22 protein-coding genes are annotated in these 21,812 nt (G+C 71.8%); 14 read left to right on the forward strand and 8 right to left on the reverse strand.

The features are described 5' to 3' along the window. Positions 1-3 precede the first annotated feature (3 nt). Positions 4-1,008 carry an acyltransferase domain-containing protein gene (locus ACFQRJ_RS01590; protein WP_377016324.1) on the reverse strand — a complete coding sequence of 335 codons (1,005 nt, stop codon included), beginning with the start codon at positions 1,006-1,008 and terminating at the stop codon, positions 4-6. 108 nt (positions 1,009-1,116) lie between these two features. Here ACFQRJ_RS01590 and ACFQRJ_RS01595 point away from each other — a divergent pair, with 108 nt between their 5' ends. Further along, on the forward strand, positions 1,117-2,778 hold the full coding sequence (locus ACFQRJ_RS01595; RefSeq protein WP_377016326.1) for a helicase HerA-like domain-containing protein: 1,662 nt from the start codon (positions 1,117-1,119) through the stop codon (positions 2,776-2,778). Between the two features lie 95 nt (positions 2,779-2,873). Here ACFQRJ_RS01595 and ACFQRJ_RS01600 read toward each other — a convergent pair whose 3' ends face one another. From ACFQRJ_RS01600 to ACFQRJ_RS01615, 4 genes are all read right to left on the reverse strand, one after another. After that, positions 2,874-3,500 carry a C39 family peptidase gene (locus tag ACFQRJ_RS01600; RefSeq protein ID WP_377016328.1) on the reverse strand — a complete coding sequence of 209 codons (627 nt, stop codon included), beginning with the start codon at positions 3,498-3,500 and terminating at the stop codon, positions 2,874-2,876. Positions 3,501-3,674: 174 nt separating this feature from the next. Next, complete coding sequence (locus tag ACFQRJ_RS01605; RefSeq protein WP_377016330.1) at positions 3,675-4,421, reverse strand: phosphoglyceromutase; 747 nt, start codon at positions 4,419-4,421, stop codon at positions 3,675-3,677. A 47-nt stretch (positions 4,422-4,468) separates the two neighbouring features. Then, positions 4,469-4,894, reverse strand: a complete 426-nt coding sequence (gene dtd / locus ACFQRJ_RS01610) for a D-aminoacyl-tRNA deacylase (protein WP_377016332.1) — start codon at positions 4,892-4,894, stop codon at positions 4,469-4,471. A 44-nt stretch (positions 4,895-4,938) separates the two neighbouring features. Further along, positions 4,939-6,765 (reverse strand): phosphotransferase, encoded by a 1,827-nt coding sequence (locus tag ACFQRJ_RS01615; protein ID WP_377016334.1) that lies wholly within the window; start codon positions 6,763-6,765, stop codon positions 4,939-4,941. Between the two features lie 55 nt (positions 6,766-6,820). On the opposite strand from ACFQRJ_RS01615, the gene ACFQRJ_RS01620 reads away from it, so the two are divergent. From ACFQRJ_RS01620 to purM, 7 genes are all read left to right on the forward strand, one after another. Continuing rightward, a complete protein-coding gene (locus ACFQRJ_RS01620) occupies positions 6,821-7,249 on the forward strand; it encodes a DUF3151 domain-containing protein (protein ID WP_377016336.1) in 429 nt (142 codons plus the stop codon). Between the two features lie 264 nt (positions 7,250-7,513). Beyond that, the gene (locus ACFQRJ_RS01625) at positions 7,514-8,812 is read left to right on the forward strand and encodes an adenylosuccinate synthase (protein WP_377016338.1); all 1,299 of its coding nucleotides are present in this window, start codon (positions 7,514-7,516) and stop codon (positions 8,810-8,812) included. Between the two features lies 1 nt (position 8,813). Next, positions 8,814-9,218, forward strand: a complete 405-nt coding sequence (locus tag ACFQRJ_RS01630) for a sterol carrier family protein (protein ID WP_377016340.1) — start codon at positions 8,814-8,816, stop codon at positions 9,216-9,218. Next, complete coding sequence (locus ACFQRJ_RS01635) at positions 9,215-10,012, forward strand: copper homeostasis protein CutC (RefSeq protein WP_377016342.1); 798 nt, start codon at positions 9,215-9,217, stop codon at positions 10,010-10,012. Before ACFQRJ_RS01630 ends, ACFQRJ_RS01635 begins: the two co-directional genes overlap by 4 nt. Continuing rightward, entirely contained in the window at positions 10,009-10,386 is a 378-nt protein-coding gene (locus tag ACFQRJ_RS01640; RefSeq protein ID WP_377016344.1) for a hypothetical protein, read from the forward strand. The genes ACFQRJ_RS01635 and ACFQRJ_RS01640 overlap by 4 nt, the downstream gene beginning before the upstream one ends. Positions 10,387-10,531: 145 nt before the next feature. Continuing rightward, positions 10,532-12,022: an amidophosphoribosyltransferase gene (gene purF / locus ACFQRJ_RS01645; protein ID WP_377016346.1), complete on the forward strand. Its 1,491-nt coding sequence runs from the start codon at positions 10,532-10,534 to the stop codon at positions 12,020-12,022. Beyond that, positions 12,019-13,182, forward strand: coding sequence for a phosphoribosylformylglycinamidine cyclo-ligase (gene purM, locus ACFQRJ_RS01650; protein WP_377016348.1), 1,164 nt, complete (start codon positions 12,019-12,021; stop codon positions 13,180-13,182). Before purF ends, purM begins: the two co-directional genes overlap by 4 nt. Positions 13,183-13,268: 86 nt before the next feature. Here the strand turns inward: purM and ACFQRJ_RS01655 are convergent, their stop codons facing one another. Then, positions 13,269-13,463 (reverse strand): DUF3073 domain-containing protein, encoded by a 195-nt coding sequence (locus ACFQRJ_RS01655; protein WP_377016350.1) that lies wholly within the window; start codon positions 13,461-13,463, stop codon positions 13,269-13,271. Between the two features lie 373 nt (positions 13,464-13,836). Between ACFQRJ_RS01655 and ACFQRJ_RS01660 the strand changes: the two genes are divergently transcribed. Genes ACFQRJ_RS01660 through ACFQRJ_RS01670 form a run of 3 tightly spaced genes read left to right on the forward strand, consistent with a single transcriptional unit; the run spans position 13,837 to position 15,573 of the window. Continuing rightward, positions 13,837-14,055, forward strand: coding sequence for a BldC family transcriptional regulator (locus ACFQRJ_RS01660; RefSeq protein WP_377016352.1), 219 nt, complete (start codon positions 13,837-13,839; stop codon positions 14,053-14,055). Further along, a complete protein-coding gene (locus tag ACFQRJ_RS01665; protein WP_377016354.1) occupies positions 14,052-15,107 on the forward strand; it encodes an alpha/beta hydrolase in 1,056 nt (351 codons plus the stop codon). Before ACFQRJ_RS01660 ends, ACFQRJ_RS01665 begins: the two co-directional genes overlap by 4 nt. Further along, positions 15,088-15,573: a hypothetical protein gene (locus ACFQRJ_RS01670; RefSeq protein ID WP_377016356.1), complete on the forward strand. Its 486-nt coding sequence runs from the start codon at positions 15,088-15,090 to the stop codon at positions 15,571-15,573. The genes ACFQRJ_RS01665 and ACFQRJ_RS01670 overlap by 20 nt, the downstream gene beginning before the upstream one ends. A gap of 103 nt (positions 15,574-15,676) precedes the next feature. Here ACFQRJ_RS01670 and ACFQRJ_RS01675 read toward each other — a convergent pair whose 3' ends face one another. After that, positions 15,677-16,843, reverse strand: a complete 1,167-nt coding sequence (locus tag ACFQRJ_RS01675) for a YbhN family protein (protein WP_377016358.1) — start codon at positions 16,841-16,843, stop codon at positions 15,677-15,679. Positions 16,844-16,903: 60 nt separating this feature from the next. Here ACFQRJ_RS01675 and ACFQRJ_RS01680 point away from each other — a divergent pair, with 60 nt between their 5' ends. Together ACFQRJ_RS01680 and ACFQRJ_RS01685 are read left to right on the forward strand one after the other, a co-directional pair. Next, complete coding sequence (locus tag ACFQRJ_RS01680; protein WP_377016360.1) at positions 16,904-17,239, forward strand: hypothetical protein; 336 nt, start codon at positions 16,904-16,906, stop codon at positions 17,237-17,239. 196 nt (positions 17,240-17,435) lie between these two features. After that, on the forward strand, positions 17,436-20,318 hold the full coding sequence (locus tag ACFQRJ_RS01685; protein WP_377016362.1) for a UvrD-helicase domain-containing protein: 2,883 nt from the start codon (positions 17,436-17,438) through the stop codon (positions 20,316-20,318). Positions 20,319-20,327: 9 nt separating this feature from the next. Here the strand turns inward: ACFQRJ_RS01685 and ACFQRJ_RS01690 are convergent, their stop codons facing one another. Then, positions 20,328-20,879 (reverse strand): hypothetical protein, encoded by a 552-nt coding sequence (locus ACFQRJ_RS01690; protein ID WP_377016365.1) that lies wholly within the window; start codon positions 20,877-20,879, stop codon positions 20,328-20,330. Positions 20,880-20,908: 29 nt separating this feature from the next. Between ACFQRJ_RS01690 and ACFQRJ_RS01695 the strand changes: the two genes are divergently transcribed. Next, a complete protein-coding gene (locus tag ACFQRJ_RS01695; protein ID WP_377016367.1) occupies positions 20,909-21,502 on the forward strand; it encodes a TetR/AcrR family transcriptional regulator in 594 nt (197 codons plus the stop codon). Positions 21,503-21,812: the final 310 nt, after the last annotated feature.

Consider the following 21,812-nt stretch of genomic DNA (forward strand, 5'->3'; position numbering starts at 1 on the left):
AGGTCAGCGCACCAGGGCGCCGGTTCCGCTCTCCCAACCGCGGCCGTCGGCCAGCCGCTCGGCGACCGCGCGCTCGAGCCGGGTGGAGCGCGGCAGCGTGGCCGGGTCGTAGGGCGGGCGAACACCGAAGACGAAGAACGCGGCTCCGTCGGCCCCCGGCGCGGTGTCGATGATCTCCCAGCGGCTGACGAACGCACCGATGTTCGACTCCGCGCCGAGCTCCTCCACGAGCACAGGGTTCATCAGCCACGACTCGCAGCGGAACTCGTGGCCGAAGCGAGGGGCATCGGCGGGGCGAGCGGTGTCGAGGTCGCCGAAGTGCTCGGTGAAGAACGCGGTGGCGCGGGCGAAGGAATCCTCGACGGCGTCGGGATCCAACGGGCCGTCGGCAGGGATGTGCGTACCCACCACCCAGCGTTCCCGCCCGGTGCCCTCGTCGATGCGGTGCAGGTCGAACTGCAGCCGCCCCAGATGGAACAGCCGCCCGGCCCAGTTCAGCGCCGTCCACCCCACCTGATGCAGCCCCAGGCGCCCGCTGCTGCGACGGTGGACCCGCATCTGCTGGCCGAGGTCGGCCAGGACCAGCCACGACTGCTGCGCGGTGAGGCCGCGCGCCGTGTGCCACTCGCGCACCGTGCTGGTGCTGACCAGGTGCGCCAGGATCGCGATCAGGCCCTCGCCGGGCGCCAGTCGCTCCTGCAGGGCATTCTGCGCCTGCGCGAACGACTCGAGGCCGACGGTCGGCGTCGTGAGCCCGGCGCCGGCCCGCAGCAGGTTCGCCGTCCTCGTGACCTCCGCGAGGATCTCCGCGTCCTCCGCAGCACGCGGCAGCAGGGGAGCGAGCTCCTCGGCGTCCTGACCCGTGATGCCCAGTTTCTCCATCAGGGCGGGGGCCGACGGGGCGGTCAGCATCTGGGCGATCGCGTCGGCCGGGAGCTCGTCGTCGCGGCGGACGGCGGTGGGCGGATCGCCGAGGATCTCGGGGCGCGCATCGAGGCGTTCGGTCATGAGCTCACCGTATCTCGGGACAGCCTGCCCTCTGTGATCTGCGCCGCTACGATCACAGAGTCGACACCACGCGCCCGTCGGCCCGGCCGACGCAGGAGGAGCACGAGCATGAACACCGAGAAGACAGTCCCGGCCTCCCCGGACCAGACCGCTGCGGCCCCGGGCCCGGCCGGCGGGGGAGCCGAGCTGAGCCCGTCGGCCGCCGCCGTGAGGGACGCCTACGCCTTCGAGGGCGGCCGTATCCACCTCGGCGCGATGCTGGAGGACGGCGAGCCGAACCCCGCCGCGGCGGGGAACCTGGCCGTGGGGATGCTGAACCGGCACGGGCTGATCGCCGGCGCGACCGGCACCGGCAAGACGCGCACCCTGCAGGTGATCGCGGAGCAGGCCGCCCACGCCGGCGCCTCCGTGTTCGTCGCGGACATGAAGGGCGACCTCTCGGGTATCGCCGTGCCCGGCGAGGAGTCCGAGAAGCTCTCGGCCCGGGCCGCCGCGCGCGGCCAGGAGTGGGTCTCCCGCGCAGCGCCCACGGAGTTCTTCACCCTCGGCGGGCAGGGCGAGGGAGTGCCGATCCGCACCACCGTCAGCGATTTCGGCCCGGTGCTGATGTCCAAGGTGCTGGAGTTGAACGAGACCCAGGAGAGCTCGCTGGGACTGATCTTCCACTACGCCGACAGTCAGGGCCTGGGACTGCTCGACCTCAAGGACCTGCGGGCCCTGATCCAATTCCTCACCTCCGACGAGGGCAAGGACGAGCTCAAGGGCATCGGCGGGATCTCCACCGCCACCGCCGGGGTCATCCTGCGCTCGCTGACCGCCTTCGAGGCCTCCGGGGCGGACGTGTTCTTCGGCGAGCCGGCCTTCGACGCGCAGGAGCTGCTGCGCCATGCCGAGGACGGCTCGGGGATCATCTCCTGCCTCGAGCTGCCCGGGGTCGCCACGCGGCCGGCGCTGTTCTCGACCTTCATGATGTGGATGCTCGCCGAGCTGTACGAGGACCTCCCCGAGGTCGGCGACCTCGAGGTGCCCAAGCTGGTGTTCTTCCTGGACGAGGCGCATCTGCTGTTCAAGGACGCCTCCGAGGCGTTCCTGGATCAGGTGGTCCAGACCGTGCGCCTGATCCGCTCCAAGGGGGTCGGCATCTTCTTCATCACCCAGACCCCCAAGGACATCCCCGGTGACGTGCTCGCCCAGCTCGGCAACCGGGTCCAGCACGCTCTGCGTGCCTTCACCCCGGACGATGCCAAGGCACTGAAGGCCACCGCGTCCACGTTCCCCACCAGTGAGCACGATCTGGTCGAGGTGATCCCGGCGCTGGGCACCGGTGAGGCCATCGTGACCGTGATGAGCGAGACGGGAGCCCCCACGCCGGTGGCGATCACGGCGGTGCGCGCCCCGGAGTCCTCCATGGAGCCCGCGGGGGAGAAGGCCATCTCCGACTGCGTGGCGGCCTCCGAACTCACGGAGAAGTACGGCGAGGTGGTCGACCGCGAGTCCGCCTACGAGGTTCTCGCCGCCCGTGCGGAGAAGCAGGCCGATGCGCAGGAGAAGGCGTCCCGCACCGAGGAGAGTGCACCGGCGGACGAGGATGAGTCCTCCACCCGGGCAGGCTCGGAGAAGTCCTCCCCGCGCGGCAGATCCTCCCGTTCCTCGTCGAAGGACACGGGCCTGTTCGACAATCCCGCCGTGAGGTCGTTCCTGCGCTCGGCCGGGACCGCGCTGGGGCGCGAGGTCACCCGCGGACTGTTCGGCACCAAGCGTCGCCGCTGACCACCGGCCCGGGCGTCGCCGCTGATCGCCGGGTCGAGCCAGCCTGATGAGCCGGTCAGCACGGGAGGATCAGCGGCGGACGCCGGGAATCGGGGTCACCAGAAGTAGCCGCGCCCCGCGCAGTAGCCCGCGACCTGCTGCGGGGTCAGCCAATGGTGGGCAGGCAGGCCGGAGACGAGCGTGGCCCCGGCGGGATCGGCCACACGCAGCGTCCGGTACTCGGTGTCGTAGCCGTCGATCGTCACGAAGTGGAAGATGTCGCTGGTGTTGCCGCCCCAGCTCGGGTACTGCCCGGCCAGGACCCACCAGTTGCACACGGTCGCGTAGCCCGCGTCGACGTTGGTGACCGCCCGGTCCCACAGCAGGTTCGCATCGGCCTCGCTCGCTCCGGTCCCGGCCATCCACTGGTCACGGTAGACGGCGCCCGGCAGGCGATTGGTCAGCACGGGGGAGATGGCGCCGAAGTTCGTGCCAGCCGACGTGGTGCCGAGCTCCGCGGCCAGCGTGTCCAGGCTCGGCGGCTGCACCTTCGCACTCAGCGCGATCCACACCGCGGTGGGACCGCAGTAGAAGAAGTTGGGCTGCTGGAGGTAGGTCGTCGGCAGCAGCGACTCGCCCGCAGCGGAGGCCGACGGGGCCAGCGTCGTGGCGCCGAGGCCGGCCAGCGCGGTGACGCCGAGGGTCCGGAAGAACGTTCTGCGGTCGGGAGCGATCATCGTCATGGCATTCCCTTTCCAGGGGGTGTCGGAGGACGTGCCGTACCGGAGCCGGCCGGCCCGATCACGCTACGGGGACGACGAACGCCCCCGGGGCGGAACCCGGGGGCGTTCACCATGTCGTCGCCGAGCGTTCCGACGCGAGCCGACGGACGCTGCGACGCAGTCAGCGGCCGACGGTCACTTCTTGCCCTGGTTGGCGACGGCCTCGGCGGCGGCCTTCGCGGCGACCGGGTCGAGGTAGCGCCCGCCCTTGGCGACGGGCTCGAAGTTCTCGTCGAGCTCGTAGACCAGCGGCTGGCCGGTGGGGATGTTCAGGCCGGGAATCTCCTCGTCGGAGATGCCGTCGAGGTACTTCACCAGCGCGCGCAGCGAGTTGCCGTGGGCCGCGATCAGGACCACCTTGCCGTCGGTCAGGTCGGGCTTGATGCCCTCCTCCCAGTACGGCAGGAAGCGCTCGACCACGTCCTTGAGGCACTCCGACTTGGGCAGCTGATCGCCGAGGTCCGCGTACTGGGGATCCTGGTCCTGGCTGAACTCGCTGCCGAACTCGATCTCCGGCGGGGGAGTGTCGTAGGAGCGGCGCCAGGCCATGAACTGCTCCTCGCCGTACTTCTCGCGGATCTCCGACTTGTCCAGGCCCTGCAGAGCGCCGTAGTGGCGCTCGTTCAGGCGCCAGTCGCGCTTGACGGGGATCCAGTGCCGGTCGGCCTCGTCCAGGGCGAGGTTCGCGGTCATGATGGCGCGGCGCTGGAGGGAGGTGTGGACGACGTCCGGGAGGATGCCGGCCTCCTTCATGAGGGTGCCGCCGGCGATGGCCTCCTTCTCGCCCTTCTCGGTCAGGGCCACGTCGACCCATCCGGTGAACAGGTTCTTCGCATTCCAGTCGCTCTCGCCGTGGCGGAGCAGCACGAGTGTGTAGGTCATGGTCCCCAGGGTACGGGAGAGCCTCGAGGTCGTCGGCCGTGGTCCATTCACGCCTCGACGAGGATCGTCACCGGCCCATCGCCCGTGAGGCCGACGCGCATGTGCGCACCGAAACGCCCGGTCGCGACGCTCACCCCGCGCTGCCGGACCGCCTCGACGACCTGGTCCACCAGCGGCTCGGCGACCGCAGCGGGGGCCGCCCCGTTCCAGGACGGCCGCCGCCCTTTGCGCACGTCCGCGTAGAGCGTGAACTGCGAGATGACCAGCACCTGAGCGCCGGCATCGAGCACCGAGCGCTCGCCGGTGAGGAGGCGCAGCTCGCAGATCTTGCGCGCAATGGTCGCGACCTGCTCGGGGCCGTCGTCGTGGGTGACGCCGACCAGCGCGACCAGCCCCTCGCCCTCGACCGCGCCGATCACCTCCCCGTCGACCTCGACCTGGGCACCATCGACTCGCTGGATCACTGCACGCATGGGCCGATCGTGGCACAGGTGCAGTCAGCCGGGGAGGACCGTCGTCATCCGGGCAGGATCGACCCGATCCGACGCTCCTGCGTGGGCGAGTCGTCACCGCTGTCGACAGTGTCACCGGCATCCGGCCGATCACGCAGCGGGATGGGCTGCGTGGTCGCCTGCCCGGCTGCGGCAGCCGGGGGCTGCTGCTGCGCGGCCGCCTGGCCGGCTGCGGCAGCCGGGGGCTGCGGCGGGTGCTGCTGCTGGGCGGCCGCCGGCGGCTGCGGGGGAGCGGGCCGCCTCGTGGGTGCCGCGCTGTTCGGCGCCTGGTATCCGGGCGGCACGTTCTGCTGCGCAGGCTGTGACGGCCCGGCGGTCCCGCCGGCGGGAGCTGGCTGGGCGGGGCCGGGAGCCGGCCGCTGGCCGGTCGCCGCGGAGGGGGCGGGCCGCGCGGGCTGCGCTGCGGGCGGCTGCTGCGGCGCCGGCGGGACGCCGGTGGCGCCCCGGGGCGGCGGGCCGCTGGGGACGCTCGTGGCCGATGGGCGGGGTGGGCCGGCGTACGGTGCGGGAGAGGGCGGGGGAGCGTCCCCGGCGGCGGCCGCCATGCGGCGGGACTCCGCGGCGCGCGCCCGCTCGACCCATTCCTCGGCCACCCGCACGATCGCCTCGGTGGCCGCTTCCCACGCCGCCTCCTGCTGGCGATGGGGCCCGGTGGCCAGGGACAGCACCACGCCTGCGCAGCGCAGCGCCAGCTCGGTGGGATCCACGCGCTCGGCGAAGGTCTCGTGCCAGGTGGCGATGGCCTCCTCGACGCGCTCCTGCATCGCGCGATCGATGCGCCCGGCGTTGCCGTAGTCGGCCAGGACGCTGAGATGGGCGAGCAGGCAGGCCAGGTCGTCGGCGCGGCGACCCGGACCGACCGTGTCGATATCGAGCAGACCCACCACCTTGCCGTTCTGCACGAAGACCTGTGCCTCGTAGAAGTCGCCGTGGACCACGTCGTGGGGGCGCATGTCCATCCGCTGTTCCAGCGCCGCCAGCCCGTCGCGGATCGAGCGCACGAGCGCATCCAGCCGCGGCCCGAGGGCGGGCACCGAGGAGCCGACGATCCCGGCGTAGAACTCGACCGAGTCCGTCCACGGCGGGCGCAGCGGCAGCGGATACATCGAGGCCGGCAACCGATCCAGCAGGGCGACCAGATCCTGGGCGGTGCACGATTCGACGCCCTCGTCGATGACGACGCGAGCCAGCGGCCGTCCGGGCAGCTCCTCGAGCACGACGAGACCGTCGTGGTGGGCGCGCACCTCGGGGACCGGGACGCCGGCGGCGAGCAGACGCTGATGACGATCGACGATCTCGCCGCTGCGATGAGGCTGCATGACCTTCAGGAACACGGCCCGGTCACCCTGGCTGGCGCGCAGCACCGCGCGCCGGCCGGGACGGTAGGAGACGACGTCGATCGCGATCGGGACGTCGGGGTCGCTGCCGATCGCCACCCCGAGGTCACGGAGGGTGCGGCCGACGACGTCGGGGTAGCAGACCTGCGGGAGCATCGGCAGCCACGGGTCGTGGGGATAGCGCCAGACGCGGACGTTGATGTCGCCGTCGGTCATCACCAGGGTCTGCTCGGCGACGTAGAGGTTCTTCTCACGCTCGCCGATGTGGGCGCTCGCCCCGAACAGCTCTTCCCGGGCGGGGGCCTGCGGTCCGTCCAGCTCGGGCCAGGAGACCATCGTGCGGTAGAGCGCCTTCGTGCTGCGGCCGGGACGATGATCGACGTGGTCCAGCTGCCAACTGTGCAGCACACCGCCGGAGTTGCCCACGGCCGAGCGGAGCAGTCCTCCGGCTCCGGGCCCGGTGAGCAGCTCCGAGCCGTCCTGCGTGTGTGACATGGGTGTTTCTATCTGGTCCGGGTGGTCATCAGGCGCCAGCGCCTACGATGCTTGCATGGCTGATCGTACCGATAACCTCACCAGCGGTAATCTCCTCGGCATTCCGGAGACCCGTCTGCCCGACGACTTCATCGACGTCCAGGTCACCGACGAGCTCGCGGAGCACGGGGAGCCGCGGGAGATCGCCGCCCGTCACCCCGAATCCCCGATGGTCTGGGCGGTCCTCGCTCAGGACGCGCTGACCGACGGCGACGAGGTCACCGCCTACGCCTTCGCCCGGACCGGCTATCACCGTGGCCTCGACGCCCTGCGCAAGGCCGGCTGGCGCGGCCAGGGTCCTGTCCCCGCCTCTCACGCGCCCAACCGCGGTTTCCTGCGGGCCCTGGCGATGCTGGGGGAGACCTCTCGCCGCATCGGCGACCAGGCCGAGGCGGACCGGGTCACCGAGTTCCTGCGCGAGGCCGATCCCAGCCTGCTGGGCTGAGCCGGCCGTCCGAGCCGAGCCGGCCTGCCGGCCCGGTCGCGCCTGCCGGGCCGGTCGCGCCTGCCGGGCCGGGCCCACAGGCCCGGTCCGACGCGGCCGTGGGCCCCGTCGGGATCACGTGGGCCCCGTCGGGATCAAGGCTGTGCTTGGTACGATCCACGCGCACTTCCTTCCCGTCCTCACGGCCCACGGTGCGTCACCGCCCGTGGGTGATGTGCCGCTGTCCGTCCGTCACCACCCGTCTCCGCCCGTCTAGGAGTTGCCATGCCCGCCGTCGTGATCGTCGGAGCCCAGTGGGGTGATGAGGGGAAGGGCAAGGCCACCGATCTCCTCGGAGACAGGGTCGACTACGTCGTCAAACCCAACGGCGGCAACAACGCCGGTCACACCGTCGTCGTGGACGGCGAGAAGTTCGAGCTGAAGCTCCTGCCCGCAGGGATCCTCTCCCCGGATGTCACTCCGGTGATCGGAAACGGCGTGGTCATCAACCTCGAGGCGCTGTTCGAGGAGGTCGAGATGCTCTCCGCGCGCGGCGTGGACACGTCGCGGCTGCGCATCAGCGCCAACGCGCACATCGTCGCGCCGTACCACCAGACCCTCGACAAGGTCACCGAGCGCTTCCTGGGCAAGCGCGCGATCGGCACCACCGGGCGCGGCATCGGCCCCGCCTACATGGACAAGGTCGGTCGCCTCGGCATCCGCGTCCAGGACCTCTACGACGAGTCGATCCTGCGCCAGAAGGTCGAGGGAGCGCTGCGCCAGAAGAACGAGCTGCTGGTCAAGCTGTACAACCGTCGGTCGGTGGACATCGAGGAGGTCACGGCCTCCCTGCTGTCCTACGCCGAGCGCCTGCGCCCGATGGTCGTCGACACCACCGAGATGCTGAACTCCGCGCTGGACCGCGAGGAGGTGGTGCTGATGGAGGGCGGTCAGGCCACCTACCTCGACGTCGACCACGGCACCTACCCCTTCGTCACCAGCTCCAACCCCACCGCGGGCGGCGCCTGCACGGGCACCGGCGTCGGCCCCACCCGCATCGACCGGGTCGTCGGGATCGTCAAGGCGTACACCACCCGCGTGGGCGCCGGGCCGTTCCCCACCGAGCTCGAGGACAAGTGGGGCGAGTACCTCCAGACCACCGGCGGCGAGGTCGGTGTCAACACCGGGCGCCCGCGCCGCTGCGGCTGGTACGACGCGCTGATGATCCGTCACGCCGTGCGCATCAACGGCTTCACCGACATCGTCCTGACCAAGCTCGACGTGCTCACCGGCCTCGACGAGGTCCCGATCTGCACGGGGTACGACGTCGACGGGGTCATCCACCGCGAGATGCCGATGACCCAGACCGAGTTCCACCACGCGGTCCCCGTCTACGAGACGCTGCCCGGTTGGACCGAGGACCTCTCGCAGTGCTCCACCTTCGAGGAGCTGCCCGAGAACGCCCGCGCCTACGTCAGCCGGCTCGAGGAGCTCGCCGGGTGCCGCATCAGCACCATCGGCGTCGGCCCGGACCGCTCGGACACGATCGTCGTCCACGACCTGCTGCCGCGGGCGACGCACTGACGTGGTGACCCGCCGCACCGATCCCGACGCGGGGCGCGCGGCCCTCGCCGCCTGGGCCATGGACCCCGCCACCACCGCCCGCTCCGTGCTGGCCCCCGCCGTCCGCCACACCCTGGAACTGTTCGCCGAGGAGTTCCCCGGCGGCGCCGTCGAACTGCGCGTGCCCCCGCACGCGGCGGTCCAGGCGATCGCCGGGACGAGGCACATCCGCGGCACCCCGCCCGCCGTGGTCGAGACCGACGCCGCCACCTGGCTGGCTCTCGTCAGCGGCGAGACGACCTGGGCCGACGCCGTGGCCGACGGCCGCGTCCGCGCCAGCGGTGAACGCAGCGACCTCGCCGAGCTGCTGCCGCTGCCCGGACCCCGCCGCACCGTGCGCACCGCCCGCCAGAAGGAGACTCCATGAGCATCGCCGTCGAGATCGCCGTGCAGGACCTCGCCGGGCTCGAGGTGGCCGCGCTCGCCGGGGCCGACCGCGTCGAACTGTGCGTGGACCTCGCCAGCGGGGGCACGACGCCTCCGCCCGAACTGGTCGAGCAGTGCACCCGGCGGGCGTCCGAGCTGGTGGCCGCCGCCGACGCGAAGCCGCACTTCGACGTGCACGTCCTGATCCGTTCACGCGCGGGCCGAGGAGACTTCCTCGGCAGACCCGAAGAGTTCGTGGTCGACGCCGACGAGGTCGACCTGATGGCCGCCCAGGCCGGGGAGTCCGTCGCCGCCGGAGCCACCGGTGTCGTGCTCGGTGCGCTGACCACCGAGGGAGCGCTCGACGTCCCCGCGATCGAGACGATCCGTGACGGTGCCCTGCGCTCCGCCCAGGCAGCTGTGCGCGGGGTGTCGCTGACCTGCCATCGCGCCGTCGACGCGATGAGCTCGCGCGAGGAGCGCGCCGAGGCCGTCGCCACCCTGCTCGGCCTCGGCTTCCACCGGGTCCTCAGCTCCGGCGGCGCCGAACATGCACTGGAGGGGGCCGACGACCTCGCCGCCATGGTCGATGCGGCGGAGGACCTGCTGGCGATCTGCGCCGGGGGAGGAGTCCGCCCGGCCGATATCGGTGACCTCGTGCGCCGCAGCGGCGTCACCGACGTGCACCTCTCCGCCCGCCGCCGCCCCGGCGCCGCGCGCGAGGACGGCGCACCCGACACCGAGACCGACCCGGCCATCGTCGCCGCCGTGGTCGAGACCGCAGGAGAGCTGTGAACACCTCCGAGATGCCCGAGAACCGCGAGATGCCCGAGAGCGCCGCGAACCACGAGAGCGCCGGGAACCACGAGGCACCCGAGAGCGCCGCGAACCCCGAGGGCGCTGAACGCCCCGCCGCCCCGGACCCGGAGGCGACGACGCTGTACGTGCGCCGCCGCCGCACACCCACGCTGGGCTTCTGGGTCGCACTCGCCCTGGCGGTGCCCGCCGTGGTCGCGCTGGTCGCCGCGCCCCTGCTGCCCCTGGAGGACGCGGGGTCCGCCCTGAACCTGGTGCTCCTGGCCGTGGTCTTCATCGGCCTGCCCCTGGCGGCCATCGCCGCTCTGGTCGATGCGATCAGGCACCGCCGGCACGGGCGACGGGACCGCTGACACACACTGCACATCCCGCCGAGGGGCCGCTGACAGCCACTGCGGATCTCGCCGAGGGGCCGCTGACCTGCCGGCCCACGAGCGCCCCGTCGGCCCGCCGAGCGACGCCGCGAGCACAGCTGCCGGGGTGTGCCATCATGGACCAGTGGCACGCGGCGACGGCAATCTCTCCCATGACCTGCTCCCCGGGGAGAAGGGCCCGCAGGATTCCTGCGGGGTCTTCGGCGTGTTCGCCCCAGGGGAGGACATCGCGAAGCTGACCTACTACGGTCTGTACGCCCTCCAGCACCGCGGCCAGGAGTCGGCAGGCATCGCCACCTCCGACGGATCCCAGATCCTGGTCTACAAGGACATGGGCCTGGTCTCGCAGGTGTTCGACGAAGCCTCCTTGGAGACGCTGCAGGGGCACATCGGGATCGGGCACACCCGCTACTCCACGACCGGCGGCTCCGTCTGGTCCAATGCCCAGCCCACGCTCGGCCCTCGGCCCGACGGCACGGTCGCCCTCGCCCACAACGGCAACATCATCAACACCGACGAGCTGCTGGCGCTGGTCGAGGAGCGCCACGGCAGGCCCCGCACCGGTGAGCTGGCGCGTGGCAACACGACCGACACCGCCCTGGTCTCCGCGCTGCTGAACACCGAGGGCACGCTCGAGAGCGCGCTGCGCGATCTCATGCCGCGACTGCACGGCGCCTACTGCTTCACCCTGCTCAGCGAGACCGCCCTGTACGCGGCACGCGACCCGCAGGGCATCCGCCCGCTGGTCCTCGGCCGCCTCGAGCGCGGCTGGGTGGTGGCCTCCGAGACCGCCGCCCTGGACATCTGCGGGGCCAGCTTCGTGCGCGAGGTCGCTCCCGGCGAGATGATCGTCATCGACGAGCAGGGGCTGCGCAGCGAACAGGTCATGGACTCGCGGCCCAAGGGCTGCGTGTTCGAGTACGCCTATCTCGCCCGTCCCGACACCCACATCGCCGGCCGTTCGGTGAACGAGGCCCGCACCGAGATGGGTCGCCGCCTCGCCCGCGAGCACCCTGTCGAAGCGGACCTCGTGATCCCCACCCCGGAATCCGGCACCCCCGCGGCCATCGGCTACGCGCAGGAGTCGGGCATCCCGTACGGCCAGGGCATGGTCAAGAACGCCTACGTCGGCCGCACGTTCATCCAGCCCAGCCAGACCATCCGGCAGCTGGGCATCCGGCTGAAGCTGAATCCGCTGCGCGAGGTCATCGAGGGTAAGCGGCTCGTGGTCGTCGACGACTCCATCGTGCGGGGCAACACCCAGCGCGCCGTGGTGCGGATGCTGCGGGAGGCCGGCGCGGCGGAGGTCCACGTCCGGATCTCCTCTCCGCCGGTGCGCTGGCCCTGCTTCTTCGGCATCGACTTCGCCTCCCGTGCCGAGCTCATCGCCAACGGGCTGGACCTCGAGGAGATCGCCCGCTCGCTCGGGGCGGACTCGCTGGGCTACATCTCCGAGGAGGGCATGGTCGCCGCCACCGAGCAGCCCGCCGATTCGCTGTGCACCGCCTGCTTCTCCGGCAAGTACCCGATGTCACTTCCCGAGCCCGTCGCCAGGACGCAGGGGATCCTCGCTCAGCCTGATCCTGAGCTCGCCGTCGCCGGGAAGGACGCATGAACACCACCAGCGCCAGCACCAGCAGAGATGCGGATCCGGCCATCACCTATGCGGGGTCCGGGGTCGACACCGCCGCCGGCGACCGCGCGGTGGAACTGATGAAGGAAGCCGTGGCCGCCACCCACGGCCCCGAGGTGCTCGGCGGGATCGGCGCCTTCGCCGGACTCGTCGACGTCAGCGACCTGAAGGACTACCGGCGGCCGCTGCTGGCCTCGTCGACCGACGGGGTCGGCACCAAGATCGCGATCGCCCGTGAGCTCGACGTGCACGACACCATCGGCCGCGACCTCGTCGGCATGGTCGTCGACGACATCGTGGTGGTCGGCGCCGCCCCGCTGGCCATGACCGACTACATCGCCTGCGGCAAGGTGGTTCCCGAGCGGATCGCCGACGTCGTGCGCGGGATCGCCGAGGGCTGCCGGCTCGCCGGCTGCGCGCTCGTCGGCGGCGAGACGGCCGAGCATCCGGGCCTGATGGCGCCCGAGGACTACGACGTCGCAGGCGCCGCGGTCGGTGTGGTCGAGGCCGATTCCCTGCTGGGCCCGGATCGCGTGCGCCGCGGCGATGTGGTGATCGGGATGGACGCCTCCGGTCTGCACTCGAACGGGTACTCGCTGGTGCGCGCCGTGATCGCCGCCCAGGGCCTCGGACTGCAGACGCATATCGAAGACTTCTCGCGCACGCTGGGCGAGGAGATCCTCGAACCCACCCGCATCTACGCCGCCGACGTGCTGGCAGTGCTGGCCGATCCCCGCTCCGCCGGGGCGGTCCACGCCCTCAGCCACGTCACCGGTGGCGGACTGGCCGCCAACCTCGCCCGAGTCATGCCCGCCGGGCTCGCCGCGCGCCTGGACCGCTCCACCTGGGAGCCGGGCGCGGTGTTCGCCCGGATCGCCCGGTGGGGGTCGGTGCCGCAGACAGACCTCGAAGGCACGCTGAACATGGGCATCGGGATGGTCGCCGTGGTCGACGCCGAGCAGGTGGAGGCGACCCTCGCAGTGCTCTCCGCCCGCGGCCTGGGCGCACGCGTGATCGGAGAGATCGTCGGGGAGGACTCCCTGCCGGAGCCCGGCTCACCGCTGGAGCAGGTCGTCGCCGGCGCCAAGGGAGTCGAGGGCGGATCCGTCATGCTCGCCGGTCAGCATCCCGGCTGGACCTGAGGGGCCCTGAGGAAAATGGCCGGATACGACTCGAGGGCCGACCCGGTGGGTCGACCCTCGATCATCGTCACGGTGGTGGCCAGTCCTCAGCGACGGCGTGCGGACTGCGCATCCTCATCGGCCCAGTCGTCACTGCCCTCGGCCAGGTCGTCGCCGTCAGCGCCCTCGCTCCGCTCGGACTGCAGCTCTCGCTGCAGCGCGGTGAGGTCCGTGGGCGGGCTGTAGTACTTGAGGTCCCGTGCCACCTTGGTGTGCTTGGCTTTCTGTCGGCCGCGACCCATGGAACTGACCCCCTGTGCGTCGGCTGCCGGGCCTCGTGTCAGCCCGGAAGATGGCATTGATTCGGAATCCAAGAGTACATGCATGCCCTCGCATCCCGCGAACCCCGCACCGGGAGACGTGCCCAACATCCCTTCTCCGGCCCCGTGCGCGGGGACGCGGCACAGGGCCCGTGGAGGCCGGAGCATCCACGATCTTTGGCCGGAACCGGGGCAAATGTTTGCCCGACACCGTAAGTCTGACGTCTAGGCTGACTGACCCGAGTGCCCGGCCGTAGACCGTGGCTCGTCCAGCCGGCCCCGGGGTCCTGGGCGTGCCCGAACGGTGGCCGACGCCTCCTGTGTACGAAGTCCCGCTGGAAAGGTCGCACGCCCGATGAACGGATCCACGGATCTCTCGCCTGAGAGCGAAGACCCGACGGCAGAACTGTTGACGCCGGCTCAGGTCGCCAAGATGTTCCATGTCGATCCCAAGACCGTCACCCGCTGGGCACAGTCCGGCAAACTGACCTACATGCGCACCCTCGGCGGACACCGCCGGTACCGACGGGACGAGGTCCTCGAGCTGCTGCGGGCGAGCACCGGAGCCCTATGAGCGCTGACCCGGTGCTGGGAGAGGGATATACGGCCCGGCGGATCGAGCTGGGAAGTGACTCCGAGGGCCCGGTCATCGCCACCCTGATCCATCGTGAGCCGGGCACCGGCGATGCTGAGCCGCCCACGGGCCGCCAGGTGGCTCCGGTGCTGGTCCTGCACGGCTGGTCCGACTACGTCTTCGACCGGGGTCTGCTCGAGCACCTCGGTGGCCTCGGCCACGACGTCTGGGGACTGGACCTGCGCAAGCACGGCCGCAGCCTGCTGGACGGGCAGACTCCCACGGCGATCGATCACCTCAGCCGCTACGACGAGGAGATCGGGGCAGCGCTGCGCATCATCGGCCGTGATCGGCCGCCCGTCCTGCTGGCCCACTCCACCGGCGGCCTCATCGCCGCCCTGTGGGCCCAGCGCCACCCCGGCACCCTCCGCGCGCTCGCGCTGAACTCCCCATGGCTCGAGAGTCACCTGGGCTCGGCGCCGCGCCTGCTGCTGGCGCCCGTCGTGCAGGCCGCCGCGCAGCGGCTCCAGAACAAGCCCATCCTGCCGCCGGGCACCTCCCACTTCGCACGCACCGTCCACACCCGGTACGGCGGACCGTTCGACTACGACCTCGCCCTCAAACCCGAGCGCGGGCACCGTTTCCCCGCCTCCACGCTGGCCGCCGTGCTGGACGGGCAGGCCCGGCTGGCAGCGGCGGGACCCCTCGCGATCCCCGTCCTGGTCCTGCACGCGGCCCGCTCCGCGATCGGTGTGCGCTTCCGCGAGGACATGCGCCGGGCGGACACGGTGCTCGACGTCCGCTCGATCGCCGCAGCAGCCCGACGGCTCGGACCCGACGTCCGCATCGAGGCGATCGACGGGGCCCGCCACGACGTGTTCCTCTCCGAGGACGACGCCCGCGCACGAGCCCTCGAGGTCTTGGACGACTGGCTGGAGACTATGGCCGGCCGACCGCCTACGATGAAGGCACCCGACGGTGCCGACCCCCGCAGCAGCCCGGGCACCGGGAGCGGCGGGAAGGAGAAGCCCGATGAGCTCGGACCCGCGTGAGCTCCGCGCGCAGGCCGGCGCGCTGCGACGTGCCGCAGACCGGCTCACCCTCGTCCGGCTGCGACTGGCCAACACGATCGGTGACGTCGCCCGATCCGGGAGCGAGCCCACCCGCCGGCTCGGCGAAGATCTGCATGAGCGCTGGACCAGCGAGGTCTACCCGGAGCTCGGCCGGATCGTGAGCGGTCTGCGCAGCAGCGCCACCCAGCTCGACGAGGTCGCCACTGTGCACGAGCGCTCCAGCGGACGGCGACTGGGCGGCTACGCAGGGGCGGGCTTCCTGGGCCGCGGGGAGGAAGCGCACCGGCACGTCGGCGACGTCGCGCACTTCGTCGGCACCCAGCACGGTGCGAGCATCGGCGGCTACCCGCTGGCTCCGTCCGCACCACGTCCGTTCCTGCCGGACGTCTCGCACTCCTTGGGCACCCAGACCCCGGACTTCGACGAGGACGACGACCGGGAGTGAGGGACGCGAGAAGAAGGTGAGAGCGGGCGGAGGACTGAGGTCGGCCCCAGCGCCTGCGGCTCTCAGCGCTTGCGGTTCTTGCGGCTCTCAGTGCTTGCGGCGCTCAGCGCCTGCGGGCCGGAGCCCGCGTCATGGCCATCGCCGCCGCGACCCCGCCCGCCAGGCATGGCACCACGAACGTCGCCACCGCCAGGAGCAGCATGGCGGTCGCCGCCGCATCGCCGGCCGTCCCGAGCGCGACCAGCGCCGCCGCACCGACGGTCTCGGCGATCCCCGTCCCGCCCGGGGTGAGCGGAACCAGCGCCAGCACGCGTCCCAGGGCGAAGATCGCGAGCGTCACCAGCAGCGGGACCTCGATGCCGAGCGCCCGGATCGCCACCAGCAGCGCCAGCCACTGCACCGCCCGGGCGAGGACCGTCGGCCCGAGCAGGCCCGCGGCGCGCGTGCGCAGCAGGGCCACGAGCGCATCGCGCTGGCGCAGGATCGCTTCCGGGTCGGCCACCGGGAGCACCTGGGATGCCTGCGCGACCACGGAGGCCAGAACGCTGCGGCGCATGAGCAGGGCGGCCAGGCACAGCGTGACCAGCCCGCCCGCGACAGCAGCGAGTGCGGCCCACAGTCCACCAGGCAGGTCCGGGGCCTCTGGGCCGACCAGGGGCGTGAGGGCATAGGCCACCAGGCCGAGCAGCGGGATCCCCGCCGACGTCAGGGCCATGTCGACCAGCGACGCCGCGATCACGCCGGTGATGATCGCCTGCATGCCCAGACCGGAACGCCGCATCAGGTAGCCCAGCAGGACGGTGCCGATCATCGACCCGCCCGGCACGGCCATCCCCACCGCCTGGGAGGCGGCATGGCCCTGCACGGCGTCGCGGTACCGGGAACCACGGAAGGCGGTGCGCACCGTGGCGGACTCCAGGGCCAGGGCCACCGCCCCGAGCACCACCATCAGCGGCACCGACCAGATGGGCATCTCGGCGAAACGTCGCCCGATCTGGGCCCAGCCGGCCCCGGTCACCAGCGGCAGGCCCCATCCCAGCAGTGCCAGGACCAGCAACAGCGATGCGAGCGCCGCAGCGATCCGCCGGCCACCCAGGCGCGGCGGGTGCTCGAGATCCAGATCTCCGGAGAGCCAGGCGGCCGGGCCGCCGGTCGTCTCGGGATCCCCGGTGAGCTCGGGGTCGCCGGCGCGACCCCGGCCCGGGGCGGCCCCATCGCCGGGATCACCGGGGGACGGTTCACCGCGAGGGGTGGAGCCAGGGGTGATCATGCGGTGATTCTCGCATGTGGCCTGGAGGAACCGGTGAGGAAGCCGACGTATCGTGGCACCATGTCCGTCCTGATCTCTCTGCTCGTCGTCCTCCACATGATCTGCTGGGCCGTGGCCCTGGGTACCTGGGTCGCCGCCGCCCGCACCCGCGTCCCCAATCCCGGCATGTCCCATGCCGCCGCCGGGGCGCTCGTGCTCGGTCTGGTGCTGATGGTCCTGGTCCCGCTCACCGGCGACGCGAACTCCATGAAGCTCGGCATCAAGTTCCTGGTCGCGGCAGTGGCGACGGCGTTCGCCTACGTGGCCGCCAACCGCCGCGAGCAGACCCCGTCGGTGATCTGGTTCGGCATCCCCACCGCGATCATCGCCAACATCGTCATCGCCGTCTTCGTCTGAGACCCGGTCGGTCCGGGCCGGCTGGTCCCGGCCGGTTGGTCCCGGTCCGTCCGGTACCCGGCCTCTGTGGTCACTGCTCGTCGGCCCTGCCACGGTCTCGGGCCTCGGCGTCGGATCGGCGCGCAGCGTGCCGTCGTCCACACCAGGGCCGTGCCACGTGCTGACCGTCGGCCCCCGCGCCTATCCTGGTGTCCCCATGAGTTCACTTTTCGACGACCTCTCCCTGCCCGACTCCTTCCGCCGTCTGGACGGTGTGCGGGTGGCGCCGGCGAGCCCGGATCCCGCGGCCGCCGGTGAGCGCGCAGGGACAGCAGGCGAGCGCACAGGGGCCGGCGACGCCGGCGCGCCGGTGGTCAGCGGCATCGACGGCGCACCGGCAGCGGATCCCGTCCCGGACTCGCGAGGGCTCGCGGAGGTAGCGCTGGATGCGCCCCCTCTGGAGGAGCCGCCGCCGGAGGAGCCCCCGTTCGATGAGCCGCCCCACGACGAGGAACCACCTCAGGCCGCCGTGCCGCAGCCTCCGGCCCACCACGACCAGGCTCCCCACCCCGCGGACCGTGACAGCCTCGACCACATCCGTCGCGGCGCCCCGTGGGGCGGCCCGGACGCCACGCTCCTGGGTGAGCTCACCGATGACCTCAACCCCGCCCAGCGCGAGGCCGTCGAGCACCGGGGCAGCCCTCTGCTGATCGTCGCCGGTGCGGGCTCCGGCAAGACCCGCGTCCTCACCCGGCGCATCGCCCACCTGCTGCGCACCGGCGAGGCGATGCCGGGGGAGATCCTCGCCATCACCTTCACCAACAAGGCCGCCGCCGAGATGCGCGAACGCGTCGGCGAGCTCGTCGGCTCCGCGGCCCGCAGCATGTGGGTCTCCACGTTCCACAGCGCCTGCGTGCGGATCCTGCGCCGCGACGCCCAGGCCGCCGGCCTGAAGAGCTCGTTCACCATCTACGACAGCGCCGACTCCCTGCGGCTGATCACGACGATCGCCAAGGATCTGGAGCTGGACACCAAGAAGCACGCGCCGCGCATGCTGGCCTCGCGCATTTCCTCGCTGAAGAACGACCTCACCGACCCGATCGACTTCGCCGACCAGGCCGAGACCGCGAAGAACCCCTTCGAGAAGACGCTGGCGCGGATCTACACGAACTACACCGAGCGGCTGCGCCAGGCCAACGCCGTCGACTTCGACGACCTCATCGGTCTGACGGTGACGATGCTGCGGGAGAACCCGGCGATCCGCGAGGGGTACCGGCGCCGCTTCCGGCACCTGCTGGTCGATGAGTACCAGGACACCAACACCGCCCAGTACGCCCTGGTGCGCGAACTCGTGGGGGAGGATCCCCGAGCGGATCTCACCGTGGTCGGCGACTCCGACCAGTCCATCTACGCGTTCCGCGGCGCCACGATCCGCAACATCGTCGAGTTCGAGCAGGACTTCCCCTCGGCGCGCACCATCGTGCTCGAGCAGAACTACCGCTCCACCCAGCGCATCCTCTCGGCGGCGAACGCGCTGATCGAGGGCAATGAGGGCCGGCGCAAGAAGAACCTGTGGACCGACCAGGGCGACGGTGACCAGATCACTCTGTACGTCGCCGACGACGAGCAGGCCGAGGCCCGGTACATAGGGCGCCAGATCGATGCCCTGGTCGACGATGGCCGCTCCGCCGGGGACATCGCGATCTTCTACCGCGCCAACGCGCAGTCCCGCGCGCTGGAGGACCAGCTGATCCGCGTGGGCCTGCCCTACCGCGTCATCGGCGGCACCCGCTTCTACGAGCGCCGTGAGATCAAGGATGCGGTCGCCTACCTGCAGGTCCTGGCCAACCCGGCCGACGAGATCAACCTCCGTCGCATCCTCAACGTGCCCAAGCGCGGCATCGGTGACCGCGCCGAGGCCGCGATCGCGATGCTCGCCGAGCGCGAACGGATCAGTTTCGGCGAAGCGCTGCGCCGCGCCGACGAGGCCCCCGGGATCGCGACGCGCTCGTTGAACGCGGTACGCAGCTTCGTCGCGATGCTCGAGGACCTCCAGGAGATGGCTCGGCGCGGGGACGGCCCGGCCGAGCTGATCGAAGCGATCCTGCAGCGCTCGGGGTACTACGCCGAGCTGCAGGGCAGCGAGGATCCGCAGGACGAGTCCCGGCTCGAGAACCTCGCGGAGCTGATCAGCGTCGCCGCCGAGTTCGAGGCGCAGACGGAAGCGGCCGATGCCGCCGCCAGCGAGTTCGAGGAGGATGAGGCGGACGAGACTGAGGGGACCGCCGCACCCGAGGGCGCCGCCTCGGACGACGCCGTCCCGGATGTCGCCGGCGAGGACGTCACCGGAGCGGATGTCGCTCCGGACGCGGCGCTGGCGGCCCCCGAGGATCCGGACGCCTCCCTCCTGGATCGCTTCCTGGAGAAGGTGTCCCTGGTCGCCGACGCCGACCAGATCCTTGGCGCCGAGGACCAGTTCGTCACCCTCATGACGCTCCACACCGCCAAGGGACTGGAGTTCCCGGTCGTCTTCCTCACCGGCATGGAGGACGGCACGTTCCCCCACAACCGCACCCTCGGCGACCCCCAGGAGCTGGAGGAGGAGCGGCGCCTGGCCTACGTGGGCATCACCCGTGCCCGCGAGAAGCTCTACCTCACCCGCGCCCAGATGCGCGCCATGTGGGGCCAGACCCAGTTCATGCCCGCCAGCCGATTCCTCGACGAGATCCCCGAGGAGGTGCTCGACGTCGCCCGCGCCGGTTCCACCCTCAGCGGGGCCGGCTTCGGCCAGGGCTCGTCCGGGGGCTATGGGACGGGCGGCTACGGCGGCGGCCAGCGAGGTCCCTCGTTCAGCGGCGGCCTCGGCGGCGGCCGGCGGGACGTCAGTCGCCCCAGCCTCGGATCCGGACGTGCGCCCACCCCTGCCTCGGCGATGCCGCAGCTCGCGGCCGGGGACCGCGTCACCCACGACTCCTTCGGGATGGGGACGGTCACCGAGGTCGCCGGTCAGGGCGAGAAAACCCAGGTCGAGGTGCAGTTCAAGCCGCCGAACGGGAAGAAGCGCCTGCTGCTGCGCTACGCCCCGATCACCAAGCTCTGAGTCGCGTCCTCAGGCTCGACGTCTCATTCCGTACCCGACCAGCGCGAGCGTGATGGCGACCGGCCACAGCATGAACGGCACGTAGCAGACGGCCAGCACGGCGCGCTCCGCACCGTCCATGCCCCGGTCCGGCGTCCACGCCTTGGTGGCGCCGGTCCAGCTGCCGACGAACGAGGCCAGCAGCGACCCGAAGATGGCGTACATGGCCACGTTCCCGGCGCCTCCGATCGCGAGCGGCACCGCGCGGGGGATGGCACGCCCGCCCAGGCCGGGAACCCGCCGGGGGAGCCGTTCGCCCCAGGGCATGATCAGCCCCAGGCACAGCCCGCCGACGACGAGCTCGACGGCGTTCAGGCCCAGCACGTACATCGTGGGCCCGGGCTGACCGCGGAACAGCTCCGCATCGGCGAAGCCGACGTCGACGCCGGCCAGCATGGCGAGCCGCCAGAGGACGGAGGGCAGCGGCAGCAGCAGGCACGCCCAACCTGCCGCGCGTGCCCAGCGGGGAGGGGGCCTGCCGGTGGCCCCCACCCTTAATAGAGAGCGGATTCCAGAACGCATGATCTGAAACCTAGCTAGGATCCCGTCCCATGGCGAGACCCGCCCGCTTTACCGAGGACGACGTGCTCGACGGGGCCGCCCGTGCCCTGCTCGACGTCGGCCCCACGGTGACCATCGCTGACGTCGCCCGAGAGATCCAGGGGCCCAGCGGATCGATCTATCACCGCTTCGCCTCGCGCGAGGAGCTGCTGGGCCAGCTGTGGATCCGCTCCATCCGGCGCTTCCATGTCGGCCTGCTCGAGGCCGCCGCGCGCCCGGACCCGCGAGAGGCCGTGATCGCCTCCGCCCGGCACATCCCCGCCTTCTGCCGACGCCATCCCGCGGACGCTCGCGCGATGCTCCTGTTCAGCACCCGGCGCCTGCTCGAGACCGGACCGGCGTCGCTGCACGGGGAGGTCGCCCACCTCAACGACGACGTGGACCAGGCGCTCGAGCGGTTGGCAGAGCGGTTGTACCCGGAGCCGACCCCGCAGCGCCGCGAGCTCCTGATGGTCGCCACCCGGCTCGCGCCCTACGGGATCACGCGCCCCTTCATCGCCCGCGAGATGCCCGACTGGCTCGAGGACGCCGTCGAGGCGGCGGCGACGTCGATCGCCGACCTCGGTGGTGCCCTTCACCGATAGTGCTGGTCCGGCCCGGGCCGCATGGCCGGTACCAGGGCCGCTCGGCCGGGGCCGGGACTACAGAACCAGGGCCGGGACCGGGACCGCAGGACCGGGGGTGCACGTCCATGACCGGGGCCCGTGGCCGGGACCGGGACCGCAGGACCGGGGGTGCACGTCTATGACCGGGGCCCGTGGCCGGGACGGTGTGGCAAAAAGGTGTAGGTGACCCCTGCCGTCAGGCTGGCTGTGAGTCATGGAGGCGTAGCCGCGGTGTAGCCGCGTCAGGAGAGGAGAAGCCCGTGTCGATCAGCCCCGGCTATACCGAGGA

The sequence above is a fragment of the Brachybacterium sp. GCM10030252 genome, from assembly GCF_042666535.1.
Taxonomy (GTDB): domain Bacteria; phylum Actinomycetota; class Actinomycetes; order Actinomycetales; family Dermabacteraceae; genus Brachybacterium.